Annotated in this window: 16 protein-coding genes; 14 read left to right on the forward strand and 2 right to left on the reverse strand. The window is 66.9% G+C overall.

The genetic code is table 11. The features are described from left to right. Positions 1 to 551, reverse strand: a 551-nt coding sequence (locus tag EPO55_RS15940; RefSeq protein ID WP_296337961.1) for an NAD(P)-dependent oxidoreductase, incomplete at its 3' end; no start/stop codon positions are given. Positions 552 to 623: 72 nt separating this feature from the next. On the opposite strand from EPO55_RS15940, the gene EPO55_RS15945 reads away from it, so the two are divergent. The 3 genes from EPO55_RS15945 to pcaG are packed head-to-tail and all read left to right on the forward strand — an operon-like array spanning position 624 to position 3462. After that, complete coding sequence (locus EPO55_RS15945; RefSeq protein WP_296337962.1) at positions 624 to 2156, forward strand: alkaline phosphatase family protein; 1533 nt, start codon at positions 624 to 626, stop codon at positions 2154 to 2156. Between the two features lie 13 nt (positions 2157 to 2169). Then, positions 2170 to 2868 (forward strand): protocatechuate 3,4-dioxygenase subunit beta, encoded by a 699-nt coding sequence (gene pcaH, locus EPO55_RS15950; protein WP_296337963.1) that lies wholly within the window; start codon positions 2170 to 2172, stop codon positions 2866 to 2868. A gap of 15 nt (positions 2869 to 2883) precedes the next feature. After that, positions 2884 to 3462, forward strand: a complete 579-nt coding sequence (pcaG, locus tag EPO55_RS15955) for a protocatechuate 3,4-dioxygenase subunit alpha (RefSeq protein WP_296337965.1) — start codon at positions 2884 to 2886, stop codon at positions 3460 to 3462. Positions 3463 to 3470: 8 nt separating this feature from the next. Here pcaG and greB read toward each other — a convergent pair whose 3' ends face one another. Continuing rightward, positions 3471 to 4034, reverse strand: a complete 564-nt coding sequence (greB, locus tag EPO55_RS15960) for a transcription elongation factor GreB (protein ID WP_363719219.1) — start codon at positions 4032 to 4034, stop codon at positions 3471 to 3473. A gap of 78 nt (positions 4035 to 4112) precedes the next feature. Here greB and EPO55_RS15965 point away from each other — a divergent pair, with 78 nt between their 5' ends. From EPO55_RS15965 to urtC, 11 genes are all read left to right on the forward strand, one after another. Then, positions 4113 to 4880 (forward strand): urease accessory protein UreD, encoded by a 768-nt coding sequence (locus tag EPO55_RS15965; protein WP_296337966.1) that lies wholly within the window; start codon positions 4113 to 4115, stop codon positions 4878 to 4880. A 51-nt stretch (positions 4881 to 4931) separates the two neighbouring features. Beyond that, positions 4932 to 5234 carry an urease subunit gamma gene (locus EPO55_RS15970; RefSeq protein WP_296337967.1) on the forward strand — a complete coding sequence of 101 codons (303 nt, stop codon included), beginning with the start codon at positions 4932 to 4934 and terminating at the stop codon, positions 5232 to 5234. A 12-nt stretch (positions 5235 to 5246) separates the two neighbouring features. After that, the gene (ureC, locus tag EPO55_RS15975; protein ID WP_296337968.1) at positions 5247 to 7292 is read left to right on the forward strand and encodes an urease subunit alpha; all 2046 of its coding nucleotides are present in this window, start codon (positions 5247 to 5249) and stop codon (positions 7290 to 7292) included. A gap of 2 nt (positions 7293 to 7294) precedes the next feature. After that, positions 7295 to 7783 carry an urease accessory protein UreE gene (locus EPO55_RS15980; RefSeq protein WP_296337970.1) on the forward strand — a complete coding sequence of 163 codons (489 nt, stop codon included), beginning with the start codon at positions 7295 to 7297 and terminating at the stop codon, positions 7781 to 7783. Continuing rightward, positions 7776 to 8468 (forward strand): urease accessory protein UreF, encoded by a 693-nt coding sequence (locus EPO55_RS15985; protein WP_296337971.1) that lies wholly within the window; start codon positions 7776 to 7778, stop codon positions 8466 to 8468. The genes EPO55_RS15980 and EPO55_RS15985 overlap by 8 nt, the downstream gene beginning before the upstream one ends. Next, complete coding sequence (locus EPO55_RS15990) at positions 8465 to 8893, forward strand: DUF3995 domain-containing protein (protein WP_296337973.1); 429 nt, start codon at positions 8465 to 8467, stop codon at positions 8891 to 8893. The genes EPO55_RS15985 and EPO55_RS15990 overlap by 4 nt, the downstream gene beginning before the upstream one ends. Further along, complete coding sequence (gene ureG / locus EPO55_RS15995) at positions 8890 to 9507, forward strand: urease accessory protein UreG (RefSeq protein ID WP_296337974.1); 618 nt, start codon at positions 8890 to 8892, stop codon at positions 9505 to 9507. Before EPO55_RS15990 ends, ureG begins: the two co-directional genes overlap by 4 nt. Before the next feature lie 13 nt (positions 9508 to 9520). Beyond that, positions 9521 to 10108, forward strand: a complete 588-nt coding sequence (locus tag EPO55_RS16000) for a HupE/UreJ family protein (protein ID WP_296337976.1) — start codon at positions 9521 to 9523, stop codon at positions 10106 to 10108. A 92-nt stretch (positions 10109 to 10200) separates the two neighbouring features. Next, positions 10201 to 11490 carry an urea ABC transporter substrate-binding protein gene (gene urtA / locus EPO55_RS16005; RefSeq protein ID WP_296337977.1) on the forward strand — a complete coding sequence of 430 codons (1290 nt, stop codon included), beginning with the start codon at positions 10201 to 10203 and terminating at the stop codon, positions 11488 to 11490. Positions 11491 to 11574: 84 nt separating this feature from the next. After that, on the forward strand, positions 11575 to 13200 hold the full coding sequence (gene urtB / locus EPO55_RS16010; protein WP_296337979.1) for an urea ABC transporter permease subunit UrtB: 1626 nt from the start codon (positions 11575 to 11577) through the stop codon (positions 13198 to 13200). A gap of 10 nt (positions 13201 to 13210) precedes the next feature. Further along, on the forward strand, positions 13211 to 14305 hold a 1095-nt coding region (gene urtC / locus EPO55_RS16015), incomplete at its 3' end, for an urea ABC transporter permease subunit UrtC (RefSeq protein ID WP_296337980.1).

Raw genomic sequence — 14305 nt, forward strand, 5'->3', positions numbered from 1 at the left:
TAGGGATCGTAGGCCAGCATCTGGAAGCCGAAGGGCGCCGCGCGCTTGGCGACGGCGCGGGCGACATGGCCGAACGAGATGAATCCCAGGGTCATGCCCATCAGGCGGGGAAACTGGTAGAGCATCGGCCGCGCCTTGCCCCAGTCGCCCTTGCGCACCATCTGGTCCTGCACGACGAGACGCCGCCAGCTCGACAGGATCAGGGTCATGGCATGGTCGGCCACTTCCTCGATGAAGGTGTCGGGGCAGTTGGTCACGGGAATGCCGAGTGCGGTGGCAGCATCGACGTCGACCGAATCGACGCCGACGCTGGCCAGCGACACGACCTTCAGCTTCTTGGCCGCGCCGATCACCTTGGCGGTGATGCGCGGCCGGCCCTTGCCGTAGATCGCGTCGGCATCGACGGCAGCGGCGGCAAGTTCGTCCTCGCCGCCCTTGACCTCGACGATCTCGGCGCCGATGGCGGCCAGCGCTTCCATCTCCAGGGAATGGTCCGCGCCTGGCACGCCAGTACCCGGGCCAGCGGTCGTCACGATCTTGAAACGTGCCACGTGTTGTCTCCTCCGGTGATTTGAGCGCACTCTAGCGCAAATCGGCGCCTCTCCAACCACGGTGAAACCAGCATGTCGGCCGCCAAGAATGTCCTGTTGATCGTCGTCGACCAGTGGCGCGGCCTGATGCTGCCCAAGCTCGGCGCGGATTATCTGAAGTTGCCGAACATCGACCGGCTCTCAGCCGAAGGCGTCACCTTCCGCAATCACTTCACCCAGGCTGTTCCTTGCGGGCCGGCGCGGGCGAGCCTGCTCACCGGCCTCTACATGATGAACCACCGGGCGGTGCAGAACACCATTCCGCTCGCCGATCGCTTCACCAACCTCGCCCACGAGCTGCGGCGCGGCGGCTACGATCCGGCGTTGGTCGGCTACACCACCACCACACCCGATCCGCGCACCACGGCGCCCAACGATCCGCGCTTCTTCGTGCTGGGCGACATCATGGAGGGCTTCCATTCCGTCGGCGCCTTCGAGAACCGCGACGCCTACTTCGGCTGGGTGGCGAGCCAGGGCTTCAAGCTTCCGTCCACCCGTGAGGACATCTGGCTGCCGCAGGGCGGCGGCGGTTCAGGTGCCACCGGGCGGCCGGCGGTGATCCCGAGTGAATTGTCCGACACCACATGGTTCACCGAACGCGGCCTTTCCTACCTGCGCGGCCGCGAGGGACGGCCGTGGTTCCTGCATCTCGGCTATTACCGGCCGCATCCGCCCTTCATCGCGCCGGCGCCTTATCATGCGATGTATCGGCCCGAGGACATGCCCAAGGTCGTGCGCGCCGGTTCGCCCGCGGAGGAGGCGCGGCAGAACGCGCTGCTCGGCTACTATGTGAACCATATCAGCCAGGCGAGCTTCTTCCAGGACGGCAAGAAGCTGGGCTCGGCGATGAGCGAGCCGGAAGTCGCGCAGTTGCGCGCCACCTACTGCGGCTTGATGAGCGAGATCGACGACCAACTCGGCCGGGTTTTCGACTATCTCAAGCAGACCAACCAGTGGGACGACACGCTGATCATTTTCACCTGCGATCACGGCGAGCAGCTCGGCGATCATCACCTGCTGGGCAAGATCGGCTATTTCGACGAGTCCTACCGCATTCCCATGGTCATCCGCGATCCGCGCCAGGAAGCGAACGGCACGCGCGGCACGGTCGAGGCGCGCTTCACCGAAACCATCGACACCATGCCGACCATCCTCGAATGGCTCGGCCTGCCGGTGCCGCGCCAGTGCGACGGCAGCTCGCTGCTGCCGTTCTGCCAGGGCGAGCCGCCGGCAGACTGGCGCACCGAGGTCCACTACGAGTTCGACTTCCGCGACCTCTACTACAGCAAGCCCGAATCCAGCCTGGGCGTGCCCATGGACAAGTGCTCGCTCGCGGTCGTGCAGGACGAGAACTACAAATACGTGCACTTCGCGGCCCTGCCGCCGCTGTTCTTCGATCTTCGCGACGATCCCGGCCAGTTTGTGAATCGCGCCGGCGACCCCGCCTATGCGGCGCGCATGGGCGAGTATGCCGCCCGCATGCTGAACTGGCGCCTGGGTTCCGCGGAACGCACCCTGACCGGCTACCGTGCCACACCCAAGGGTCTGGAGGTGCGGGCCGCCTAGGGTAGAATGCGGCATGACCCAGGATCTCTACCGCCGGCCCGCTTCAGGCCAGCATCCGCCCCATCGCGCCGACGCCTACAAGTCGACGGTCGGCCGCTCGCCGCGGAAGCCGGCGGTCGTGCTGCCGCAGACGCTGTCGGAGATTACCGGGCCGCTGCTGGCCGATGAGCGGTTGGGCGCACAGGAAAACGACCTCACGCGCCAGCGCATGGGGCCGCCGCTGGGCGAGCGGATCATCGTGCACGGCCGCGTGCTCGACGAGGACGGCAAGGCCGTGCCCAACGCCTTGGTCGAGATCTGGCAGTGCAATGCGGCCGGCCGCTATCACCATCCGGGCGACCAGCACGACGCGCCGCTCGATCCCAACTTCTACGGCGGCGGACGGACGCGGGCCGATGCCGACGGCACTTACAGGTTCGTCACCGTGAAGCCCGGCGCCTATCCGTGGGGCAATCACAAGAACGCCTGGCGGCCGGCGCACATCCACTTCTCGCTGTTCGGGCCGGCTTTCGTCACTCGGTTGATCACCCAGATGTACTTCCCCGCCGATCCGCTGCTCGCCTTCGACCCGATCTACAACTCGGTGCCCGAGGGCGCGCGCCACCGCCTGCAAGCGGCCTTCGACATGGAAGGTACGCAGCCGGACTGGGCACTGGCTTACAAGTTCGACATCGTGCTGCGCGGCCGCAACGCCACCCCTCTCGGATCCTGAAGCTGGAAGACAAGCATGGCTGATGGCCTGACGCCCTCGCAGACGATCGGCCCGTTCTATTGGGGCACCGTGGTCAATACCTGTCGCGCCGACCTCGCGCCGGCGGGGGTTGCCGGCGAGCGCATCGAGCTCGCGCTCTCGCTGCACGACGCCGACGGTGCCATTGTCCCCGACGGGCTGCTCGAACTTTGGCAGGCCAACAGCCACGGCCGCTACAATCATCCGGAGGATCGTCGCAACCTGCCGCTCGACGCGGGCTTCGAAGGCTTCGGCCGCGCCTCGACGGACGCAAGCGGGACGGCGCGGTTCGCCACCGTCCGGCCCGGCCCGGTGCCGTGGCCGCAAGATGGAGGGCAGGGGGGCGGCCTGCAGGCGGCACACATCAACATCTCTATCTTCGCGCGCGGCGTCCTCAACCGGCTGGCCACCCGGCTCTACTTCGACGGCGATCCGGCGCTGGCCGAGGATCCGGTGCTGAAGCTGATCGAGCCGGCGCGCCGCGGCACGCTGCTGGCCAGGCGCGATGCCAAGGGCGTGTGGCGCCTGCCGATCCATCTTGGCGGCACGCAGGAGACCGTCTTCTTCGACTGCTGAGCCCGGCGTCAGACGTAGCGTACTTTCACGATCTCCAGCTCCTCGAGGCCGGCGGGCGTGCGCAGGCTCACAACGTCACCTTCGTGGGCGCGCATCAGCGCCTTGGCGATGGGGGAGATCCAGCTCACATGGCCCTTCTCGAGGTCGACCTCGTCGACGCCGACGATCTTGACCGTGCGCTCCTTGTCCTGGGCATTGGCCGTCGTGACGGTGGCGCCGAAGAACACCTGGTCGGTCGCAGCTCCACTTTGGGCCCGCTTGGCCGGGTCGACCACTTCGGCATTGGCCAGCCGCTTGCTGAGATAGCGGACGCGGCGGTCGATCTCGCGCAGGCGCTTCTTGCCGTAGATGTAGTCGCCGTTCTCCGAGCGGTCGCCGTTGCCGGCCGCCCAGGTCACCACCTTCACCACCTCCGGCCGTTCCTTGCGCATGAGCGTGTTCAGCTCATCCCGCATCCGGGCAAAGCCGTCGGGGGTCATGTAGTTCTTGGCGGTCGCTGGCAGCCCGCCCATATCCTCGGGAAGGTCGTCCTCGTCGTCGCCGTCGCTTTCCTTGGTGAAGGCCTTGCTCATTTCAGTCCTTAATCTATCAAGCTGGGGTCGATGACAACCAGCCCGCCCCGTTTGCAACGTGCCTCCGGCGAAAGCCGGGTGGCCTTTGCCGTGCGCGACGGCGAGACGCGGCTGGCCGACCTCTATCAACGCGATCCCTGCCGGGTCCTGTTCCCCGATCCCGAGCCGGGCGAACCGCCCCAGGCCGTGCTGGTGACGACCTCGGGCGGCGTGGCCGGCGGCGACTGCCTGCGCATGGAAGTCGCGGCCGGCCCCGGCGCCCACGCGGTGGTGGCCACTCAGGCGGCGGAAAAGATCTACCGTGCCGCGCCCGGCAGCGATCCCTGCCGGATCGACGTGGCGATCAGCGTGGACGCGGGCGCCGTCCTCGACTGGCTGCCGCAGGAGACGATCGTCTTCCTGGGTGCGCGTCTTGTCCGGCGCACCGTCGCCGAGGTGGCGCCTGGGGCCTCGTTGCTCGGTTGCGAGATGGTGGTGCTCGGACGCGGTGCGTCGGGCGAGCGCTTTGCCTCGGGGCATCTGCTCGACTCCTGGTCGGTTCGTCGCGGCGGCCGGCTCGCCTGGACCGACACCTTGCGCGTCGAGGGTGAGACGCCCGAAGGCGCGGGCTTCGGCTCGGCCAATGCGCTGGCCACCGTGATCGGCGTATGGGACGAACCGCAGCCCTTTTTCGAGAAGGCCCGGCCGCTCCTTGAAATCGAAGGCAAGGTCCGGGCGGGGGTCACGGTCGTGAACGGCGTGATGGTGGCGCGGCTGCTGGGCGAGGCGACACAGGTGCGCGAAGCCGGCATCCGCTTCCTGAGCGGTCTGCGCGGCCAGAAGATGCCGCGCGTTTGGCATGTTTGATGCAGCTTCCGGCGGGCTATAGTCGGCGCTGAGAGCAGGGGAACTCGGCCAATGAATCTGACGCCTCGGGAAAAGGACAAGCTTCTGGTTGCCATGGCCGCCAACGTGGCGCGCCGGCGTCTCGAGCGCGGCGTGAAGCTCAACCATCCCGAGGCCGTCGCCTTGATCACCGACTTCGTCGTCGAAGGCGCGCGCGACGGCCGCTCGGTCGCCGACCTGATGCACGAAGGCGCCAGCGTGATCCGCCGCGAACAGGTGATGGAGGGCGTCGCCGAGATGATCCACGACATCCAGGTCGAGGCGACCTTTCCCGACGGCACCAAGCTCGTCACCGTCCACGATCCGATCCGCTGAGGAGCAGGGGCCATGAAGCCGGGTGAGATCTTCACCGCTCCGGGCGAGCTGGAGCTGAACAGGGGCCGCAATCCGATCACCGTCGAGGTCGCCAACACCGGCGATCGCCCGATCCAGGTCGGCAGCCACTATCATTTCTTCGAGACCAACGACGCGCTGAAGTTCGACCGCAAGCGCACCAAGGGCATGCGGCTCGACATCGCCGCCGGCACCGCCGTGCGCTTCGAGCCCGGCCAGTCGCGCACGGTGCGGCTGACGCCCTATCTCGGCGGGCGCGAGAGCCACGGCTTCCAGGCCAAGGTCTCGGGCAAGCTCGGCCCGATCGCCAAGGTCGGTCCCTCCAACGAAGGCCCGACACGTATCTCGCGCGCGGCCTATGCCGGCATGTTTGGCCCGACCATTGGCGATCGAGTGCGACTGGCCGACACCGACCTCTTCATCGAGGTCGAGAAAGACCACACGACCTACGGCGAGGAGGTGAAGTTCGGCGGCGGCAAGGTGATCCGTGACGGCATGGGGCAGAGCCAGCGCACGCGCGCCCAGGGTGCGGTCGACACCGTCATCACCAACGCCCTGATCGTCGATCACTGGGGCATCGTGAAGGCCGACATCGGCCTCAAGGGCGGTCTCATCGTCGGCATCGGCAAGGCCGGCAATCCCGATGTCCAGCCCGGCGTCGACATCATTATCGGTCCCGGCACCGAGGCGATCGCGGCCGAGGGCAAGATCATCACCGCGGGCGGCATCGACTGCCACATCCACTTCATCGCCCCGCAGCAGATCGACGATGCGCTCTACAGCGGCGTCACCACCATGATGGGCGGCGGCACCGGCCCGGCCCACGGCACGCTCGCCACCACCGTGACGCCCGGCCCCTGGCACATGGGCCGCATGCTGCAGGCGGCCGAAGGCCTGCCGATGAATCTCGGCTTCTTCGGCAAGGGCAACACCAGCAAGCCGGCTGGCCTGAAAGAGCAGATCGAGGGCGGCGCCTGCGGGCTGAAGCTGCACGAGGACTGGGGCACGACGCCGGCGGCGATCGACAATTGCCTCACCGTGGCCGATCGCTTCGACGTGCAGGTGGCGATCCACACCGACACGCTGAACGAGTCGGGTTTCGTTGAGACGACGCGGGCGGCCTTCAAAGGGCGCGCCATCGCCACCTTCCATACCGAGGGTGCGGGCGGTGGCCATGCGCCCGACATCATCCGCCTCTGCGGCGAGAAGAACGTGCTGCCGAGCTCGACCAATCCCACCATGCCCTACACGGTGAACACCGTGGACGAGCATCTCGACATGCTGATGGTCTGCCATCATCTCGACGCGCGCATCCCGGAGGATGTGGCCTTCGCCGAAAGCCGGATCCGCCGCGAGACCATCGCCGCCGAAGACATCCTGCACGATCTCGGCGCCTTCTCGATGATGTCGTCCGACAGCCAGGCGATGGGCCGGGTCGGCGAAGTCGTGATCCGCACCTGGCAGACCGCCGACAAGATGAAGAAGCAGCGCGGCCGGTTGAAAGAGGAGAAGGGCGACAACGACAATGTCCGCGTGAAGCGCTATGTCGCCAAGTACACCATCAATCCCGCCATCACCCACGGCATTGCGAAACACGTGGGCTCTGTCGAGGTCGGCAAGCGCGCCGATCTCGTCATGTGGTCGCCCGCCTTCTTCGGCGCCAAGCCCGACATGGTGCTGATAGGCGGTTCGATCGTGGCGGCGCCGATGGGCGATCCCAATGCCTCGATCCCGACGCCGCAGCCGGTGCATTACCGGCCGATGTTCGGCGCCTTCGGCCGCAGCCTGGTGGTGAGCCCGGCGCTGTTCGTCTCGCAGGCTGCGATCGCCAAGGACGTCGCCAAGAAATGGGGCCTCTCGCGGCCGCTGCTGCCGGTGAAGGGCACCCGCAAGATCGGCAAGAAGGACATGGTGCACAATGCGCTTTGTCCGAAGATCGAGGTCGATCCCGAGACCTATGAGGTGAGGGCCGATGGCGAGCTGCTGACCTGCGAGCCCGCAACGGTATTGCCGATGGCGCAACGGTATTTCCTGTTTTAGCCATGAAACGCGCAACAGATGTGGTGCGCGCCGGCCAATGGCCGACGCAGGATCGCACCGATACCGTCACCCTGCTGTTCGACGATCGCTACCGCCGCCGCCTGCGCATGCTGGGCGATGGCGGCCTCGACTTCCTGCTCGATCTCGCCGAGCCCGTGGTGCTGCGCGGCGGCGACGGGCTTCGGCTGGAGGAGGGCGGCTTCGTCGAAGTGAAGGCCGCCGAGGAGAACCTGGTCGAGATACGCGGCCGTGATGCGGCAGCGTTCGCGCGGATCGCGTGGCATCTCGGCAACCGTCATCTGCCCGCCCAGATCGACGCCGATCGCATCCTGATCCGCGACGATCATGTGATCGTCGACATGCTGAAGGGCCTCGGCGCCGAGGTCCGCGCCGTGCGGGCACCGTTCGATCCCGAAGGCGGCGCCTACGGCCAGCACAATCACGACCTCGCCCATCCGCATGGTCACGTCCACGACGAGCGTCATGGCTGAGGCGAGGGTCGATCCGCTCTACCGGCTGCTCGCCTGGCTGTCGCCGGCCTATCCGGTCGGCGCCTTCAGCTACAGCCACGGCGTCGAGACGGCGGTGGAGGAGGGATTCATCAAGGACCGCGCTACGCTGGTCGCATGGCTGGAGAGCGTGCTGGAGCGCGGCACCGGCCTGGTCGACGGGGCGCTGTTTGCGGCGGCATGGCGGGTGGTCGAGGGTGCCGACTGGGCGGCATTCGATGCCATCGCCGAACGCGCGGCGGCATGGCGAGGGACCTCCGAGATGGCGCTCGAATCGCGCCAGCAGGGCGGCTCGTTCCTGTCGATCACGCGGACAGCGTGGCCGCATCCTGCGCTCGATGCCGGTCACGAGCGGACAGGCGGCGAGCTCGCGCTGCCGGTGGCGGTGGCCCTGGCCGCCGCGGCACACGGCATCGCCCTTGAATCGGCGCTCGGGGGATACCTGCACGCCTTTGCCGCCAACCTGATCTCGGCGGCGGTGCGGACCGTGCCGCTCGGCCAGACCGATGGCCAGCGCGCGCTGGCCGCGCTGGAGCCAGCGGTGCGACGGACCGCGGAAGCGGCGATGGCTGCGGTATCTCTTGATGACATCGGCACGGCAACGCCGCTGCTCGACTGGTGCTCGCTGCGCCATGAAACGCAGTACACGCGGCTGTTCCGTTCATGAATGCCGTGCTGGCCTTCCTGCTGTTCATCGGTGTCGGCGCCATTGCCGTCGTCCACGCCCTCTGGGGCCTAGGCAGTCACTGGCCTGAGGCTAACGAGGAGGCGCTGGCGCGCGGCGTCGTGGGCGATGGACGCCGGCGCATGCCGCCGCCCTGGCAGTGCTTCGCCGTCGCAGCCCTCCTGGCGCTGGTGGCGTTGTGGCCATGGTATGTGCTGGGGCGTGCATCGGAGCCGCTCGTGCTCACCGGCACCTTTGCCATCGCCGGCGCCTTCGTGGCCCGCTGCTGGGCCGGCTACAGCCCGCGCTGGCGGGCCCATTTCAACGACGAGCCGTTTGCCAGGCGCGACAAGCGGTACTATTCGCCCTACAGCCTGTTGCTCGGCGTGAGCTACCTCGCGCTGCTGGCCGGAGAAATGGAACGATGAGTGCGCGTGGTCCCCTCAGGGTGGGCGTCGGCGGTCCGGTCGGATCGGGCAAGACGGCCCTGGTCGAACGTCTGTGCAAGACGATGCGCGACGCCTACGACATCGCCGTCGTCACCAACGACATCTACACCAAGGAAGACGCCGAGTTCCTGACGCGCGCCGGCGCTCTCGAACCGGATCGCATCGTCGGCGTGGAGACTGGCGGTTGTCCGCACACGGCGATCCGCGAGGATGCCTCGATCAACCTCGCCGCGGTCTCGGACATCGTGCGCAAGTGGCCGAATCTCGAGATCGTCTTCGTCGAGTCTGGCGGTGACAACCTCGCCGCCACCTTCTCGCCCGAGCTGGCGGACCTCACCATCTACGTCATCGACGTGGCGGCGGGCGAGAAGATCCCGCGCAAGGGCGGGCCGGGCATCACCCGGTCGGACCTGCTGGTGATCAACAAGATCGACCTGGCGCCGCTGGTCGGGGCCAATCTCGACGTGATGGACCGCGACGCGCGCAAGATGCGCGGCACCAGGCCCTTCATTTTCTCGAACCTGAAAGAAAACAAGGGCGTCGCCGACGTCGCCGCCTTCGTCGTGCGCCAGGGTGGCCTGCCGGCGCGTTGATGTGGAAGAATGGATGAAAGAGGAGAAGTCGATGATCCGGACGATCTGCCTGACGGCCCTGCTGCTTGCCCTTGCCGGCCCCGCGTCGGCCCATCCCGGCCACGAGGCTTCCGGCTTCCTCCATCCTTTCACCGGGATCGATCACCTGCTGGCCATGGTCGGCGTCGGCATGTGGGCGGCTTTTCTGGCGGTGCGGAAGCCGGCAGCGGCGCTGCTCGTGCCAGCCGCCTTCGTCGCCATGATGGCCGCCGGAGCAGCTGCCGGATTTGCAGGCATAAAACTGCCTATCGTGGAGGCAGTTATCCTGGGTTCAGTTTTCGTCTTCGGCGGTCTCATCATGGCTGCAGTGCGCCTGCCGTCGGCGGCGGCCATGGCAGTCGCCGGTCTGTTCGCTGTCTTCCACGGGTATGCCCACGCCCTCGAGGCGCCTGCCAGTGGCGCGGGGACCTACATTTTGGGGTTCCTGGCCGCGACTACCCTGCTGCAAGCGGTCGGGCTGGGGCTTGGCTGGGCGGCACTCCGCGCCGTCGGCGACCTGGGATTGCGGGCCCTGGGCGGCGTTGTCGTGGCCGGTGGTGCCCTCGTCCTGATCGCGAACTAGGAGTTTTCCCGGGCCGGCCGGATAGTTTGGCACGGCATTCGCTATCCATGTTCGCGGGCGGGGGAATCCGTCGCGATAACAAGGAGAGCGGGATGAAATTCGGATCGATGATGCGGACGGGTCTGGTCGCCGCCGGCCTCTTGGCCGGCGCTGCGGGCAGCGCGTTCGCCCAGGGGGCACCGATCAAGGTCGGTATTCTGCATTCACTGTCGGGCACGATGGCGATCAGCGAGACGACCCTAAAGGACGTCATGCTGATGCTGATCGAAGAGCAGAACAAGAAGGGCGGCGTTCTGGGCCGCAAGCTCGAGGCCGTCGTCGTCGATCCGGCGTCGAACTGGCCGCTGTTCGCCGAGAAGGCGCGCGAGCTGCTGCAGAAGGACAAGGTCGCCGCGGTGTTCGGCTGCTGGACCTCGGTCAGCCGCAAGTCGGTCCTGCCGGTGTTCGAGGAGCTGAACGGTATCCTCTTCTACCCGGTGCAGTACGAAGGCGAAGAGAGTTCGCGCAACGTGTTCTACACCGGCGCCGCTCCGAACCAGCAGGCGATCCCGGCCGTGGACTACCTGATGGCCAACGAGAAGGTGCAGCGCTGGGTCCTGGCCGGCACGGACTACGTCTATCCGCGCACGACCAACAAGATCCTCGAGGCCTATCTCAAGCTGAAGGGCGTCAAGCAGGAAGACATCCTGATCAACTACACGCCGTTCGGTCATTCCGATTGGCAGTCGATCGTCGCCGACATCAAGAAGTTCGGCTCGGCCGGCAAGAAGACCGCCGTCGTGTCGACCATCAACGGCGACGCCAACGTTCCGTTCTACAAGGAGCTCGGCAACCAGGGCATCAAGGCCAAGGACATCCCGGTCGTGGCCTTCTCGGTCGGTGAGGAAGAGCTCGCCGGCATCGACACCAAGCCGCTGATCGGCCATCTCGCCGCGTGGAACTACTTCCAGTCGGTGAAGAACCCGACCAACGAGGCCTTCATCAAGACCTGGCAGACCTTCACCAAGAACCCGAAGCGGGTGACGAACGATCCCATGGAAGCCCACGTGATCGGCTTCAACATGTGGATCGAGGCGGTGAAGAAGGCCGGCACGACCGATCCCGACGCCGTCATCGACGCCATGATCGGCATCGCGGTACCGAACCTGACCGGTGGCCTGTCGGCGATGATGCCGAACCATCACATCACCAAGCCGGTCCTGATCGGCGAGATCCAGGGCAACGGTCAGTTCGACGTCGTATCGTCGACCGCTCTGGTCCTCGGCGACGAATGGTCCGACTACCTCCCGGACTCCAAGGACCTGATCTCCGATTGGCGCAAGCCGATGAGCTGCGGCAACTTCAACGTCGTCACCGGCAAGTGCGGCGGCAAGGGCAAGTAGGGCCCGAGGCCTAGAAACAACCAACTCACAGGGCGGGGCGACTTTCGAGTCGCCCCGTTCTCATCTCCGGGTTAATTCTCAGTCATGCTTTTCCTGCGTCCGCTTGCGAGGCTGCTGCCGGCGCTGGCCTCGATGCTGGCCTCGGGGCTGATTGCCGTCTCGGCTTTCGCCGCCGATCTGCCGGCTCTCGTGGGCGCCCTCACTACCGGCAGCTTCGGCGACCGCGAGACCGCGATCGGTGCGCTGGCCGCCTCGGGCGAGCAGCGCGCTGCACCGATCCTCGAGGCCCTGGCCGCCGGCCAGCTCTATGTCCGCAAGTCCGACAATCTCGTGCTCATCGGCAAGACCGACGGCAACCAGCTCGCCCTGACCGAAGCCATCTCCGGCAAGACCGCCGGCAGCGGCTCGGAGGCCGAGCTCGATCGCGTCCGGGTCAACAATCGGTTGCGCGGCGTCATCGAGGCCGCCGTCGGCTCGCTCACCCTGATGAGTCCCGATGCCCGCGTGCGTCGCGGCGCGGCGGAAGCCCTCTTCAAGCGCCGTGATGCCTCGTCGCTTGCTGCCCTCGATCTCGCGCTGGCCGCCGAGAAGGACCCTCGCATCAAGCGCTCCATGAGCGAAGCGCGGGCCGCCAGCGTGCTGGCGTCGGATGCCCCGCCGGCTCAGAAACTCGAAGCCGTCGCCCTGGTGCGCGAGCGCGCCGACCGCGATTCGCTGGGCATTCTCCAGGCCACGGCCTCGTCGGCGACCGACCCTGAGGTCAAGGCCGCCGCTGCCGCCGGTGCCAACGCCGTCCGCCAGACGCTCGCCGCCTGGGAGGCGGCGCAGAACGTCTGGTACGGCATTTCGCTGGGTTCGGTCCTGCTGCTGGCGGCGATCGGCCTCGCCATCACCTTCGGCACCATGGGCGTGATCAACATGGCGCACGGCGAGATGGTGATGCTGGGCGCGTACACGACCTTCGTCGTGCAGGAGGTCATCCGCACCTCGGCGCCGCACCTGTTCGACGCCTCGCTGCTGATTGCGCTGCCGCTCGCCTTCGTCGTCGCCGGCGGCATCGGCATCCTGATCGAGCGCGGCATCATCCGCTTCCTCTACGGCCGCCCGCTCGACACGCTGCTTGCCACCTGGGGGCTGTCGCTGGTGCTGCAGCAGGCCGTGCGCTCGATCTTCGGATCGTCCAACCGCGAGGTTGGTGCGCCGTCGTGGATGTCGGGCGCCTTCCAGGTCGGGCAGATCAACGTCACTTACGGCCGGCTCTGGATCGTCATCTTTTCGCTCCTGGTGTTCGTTGCCCTGATCGCGCTGCTGCGCAAGACGCCGCTCGGCCTCTACATGCGCGCCGTCACCCAGAACCGGCCGATGGCGTCGGCCATGGGCATCCGCACGCCGCGCGTCGATGCCCTCACCTTCGGCCTGGGCTCCGGCATCGCCGGGCTGGCCGGCGTGGCGCTCAGCCAGATCGACAACGTCAGCCCCAACCTCGGCCAAGGCTACATCATCGATTCGTTCATGGTCGTGGTGTTCGGCGGCGTCGGCAATCTGTTCGGCACGCTGATCGGCGCGCTCACGCTGGGCGTGGTCAACAAGTTCCTCGAGCCCTACGCCGGCGCGGTCCTGGGCAAAATCCTGGTGTTGGTGTTCATCATCCTGTTCATCCAGCGCCGCCCGCGCGGCCTGTTTGCGCTGAAGGGCCGCTCTGTCGAATGAAAGCCGTCGAATGATCACGCGCTTCCTGTGGCAGGGCATGGACCGGAGCCTGCGGATTTTTGTCCTGCTGGTGCTGGCGATCGGCGTCGCCCTGCCGTTGCTCAACCAGCTCACACCGCCGGGCAGCATGTTCCACGTGCCGGCCTGGCTGATGCAGCTGATGGGCAAGTATCTCTGCTATGCGCTGCTGGCGCTGGCGGTCGACCTGGTGTGGGGCTTCTGCGGCATCCTCTCGCTCGGCCACGGCGCCTTCTTTGCGCTCGGCGGGTACTGCATGGGCATGTACCTGATGCGCCAGATCGGCAGCCGCGGCGTCTACGGCAACCCGCTCCTGCCTGACTTCATGGTGTTCCTGAATTACAAGGAACTGCCCTGGTTCTGGTACGGCTTCAACCATTTCTGGTTCGCCATGATCATGGTCGTGGTGATCCCGAGCCTGCTCGCCCTGGCCCTGGGCTGGTTCGCCTTCCGCAGCCGCGTCACCGGCGTCTATCTCTCGATCATCACCCAGGCGATGACTTTCGCGCTCATGCTGGCGTTCTTCCGCAACGACATGGGCCTCGGCGGCAACAACGGCATGACCGACTTCAAGGAAATCCTGGGCTTCTCCGTCCAGGCCGACGGCACGCGCGCCGTACTCTATTTCGCCTCGGCCGTTGCGCTGGCGCTCGGGCTCATCATCTCGGCGGCGGTCGTGGGCTCGCGCTTCGGCAAGGCGCTGACTGCCGTGCGCGACGCCGAGAGCCGCATGCGCTTCCTCGGCTACCGGGTCGAGGGTTATAAGCTCTTCGTCTTCGTGCTCTCGGCCGCCATGGCGGGCATTGCCGGCGCGCTCTACGTGCCGCAGGTCGGCATCATCAACCCCAGCGAGTTTTCACCCGCCAATTCGATCGAGGCCGTGCTCTGGGTCGCCGTCGGCGGTCGCGGCACGCTGATCGGGCCGGTGATCGGCGCCTTCATCGTCAACTTCGGCAAGACCTGGCTGACCGGCGCCTTGCCTGAAGTCTGGCTGTTCGCGCTCGGCGCCCTGTTCATCGTGGTGACGCTGCTGTTGCCCAAGGGCGTCGTCGGCCTGTGGGGCCAGATCAAGGCCCGCTCGCAGGCG

It is taken from the genome of Reyranella sp., assembly GCF_004296935.1.
GTDB lineage: Bacteria > Pseudomonadota > Alphaproteobacteria > Reyranellales > Reyranellaceae > Reyranella.

What these genes read in the sequence shown, in the direction of transcription:
- EPO55_RS15945 (WP_296337962.1), top strand. Translation starts at nt 624, where the DNA reads ATGTCGGCCGCCAAGAATGTCCTGTTGATCGTCGTCGACCAGTGGCGC.
- pcaH (WP_296337963.1), top strand. Translation starts at nt 2,170, where the DNA reads ATGACCCAGGATCTCTACCGCCGGCCCGCTTCAGGCCAGCATCCGCCC.
- pcaG (WP_296337965.1), top strand. Translation starts at nt 2,884, where the DNA reads ATGGCTGATGGCCTGACGCCCTCGCAGACGATCGGCCCGTTCTATTGG.
- greB (WP_363719219.1), bottom strand. Translation starts at nt 4,034, where the DNA reads ATGAGCAAGGCCTTCACCAAGGAAAGCGACGGCGACGACGAGGACGAC.
- EPO55_RS15970 (WP_296337967.1), top strand. Translation starts at nt 4,932, where the DNA reads ATGAATCTGACGCCTCGGGAAAAGGACAAGCTTCTGGTTGCCATGGCC.
- ureC (WP_296337968.1), top strand. Translation starts at nt 5,247, where the DNA reads ATGAAGCCGGGTGAGATCTTCACCGCTCCGGGCGAGCTGGAGCTGAAC.
- EPO55_RS15980 (WP_296337970.1), top strand. Translation starts at nt 7,295, where the DNA reads ATGAAACGCGCAACAGATGTGGTGCGCGCCGGCCAATGGCCGACGCAG.
- EPO55_RS15985 (WP_296337971.1), top strand. Translation starts at nt 7,776, where the DNA reads ATGGCTGAGGCGAGGGTCGATCCGCTCTACCGGCTGCTCGCCTGGCTG.
- EPO55_RS15990 (WP_296337973.1), top strand. Translation starts at nt 8,465, where the DNA reads ATGAATGCCGTGCTGGCCTTCCTGCTGTTCATCGGTGTCGGCGCCATT.
- ureG (WP_296337974.1), top strand. Translation starts at nt 8,890, where the DNA reads ATGAGTGCGCGTGGTCCCCTCAGGGTGGGCGTCGGCGGTCCGGTCGGA.
- EPO55_RS16000 (WP_296337976.1), top strand. Translation starts at nt 9,521, where the DNA reads ATGAAAGAGGAGAAGTCGATGATCCGGACGATCTGCCTGACGGCCCTG.
- urtA (WP_296337977.1), top strand. Translation starts at nt 10,201, where the DNA reads ATGAAATTCGGATCGATGATGCGGACGGGTCTGGTCGCCGCCGGCCTC.
- urtB (WP_296337979.1), top strand. Translation starts at nt 11,575, where the DNA reads ATGCTTTTCCTGCGTCCGCTTGCGAGGCTGCTGCCGGCGCTGGCCTCG.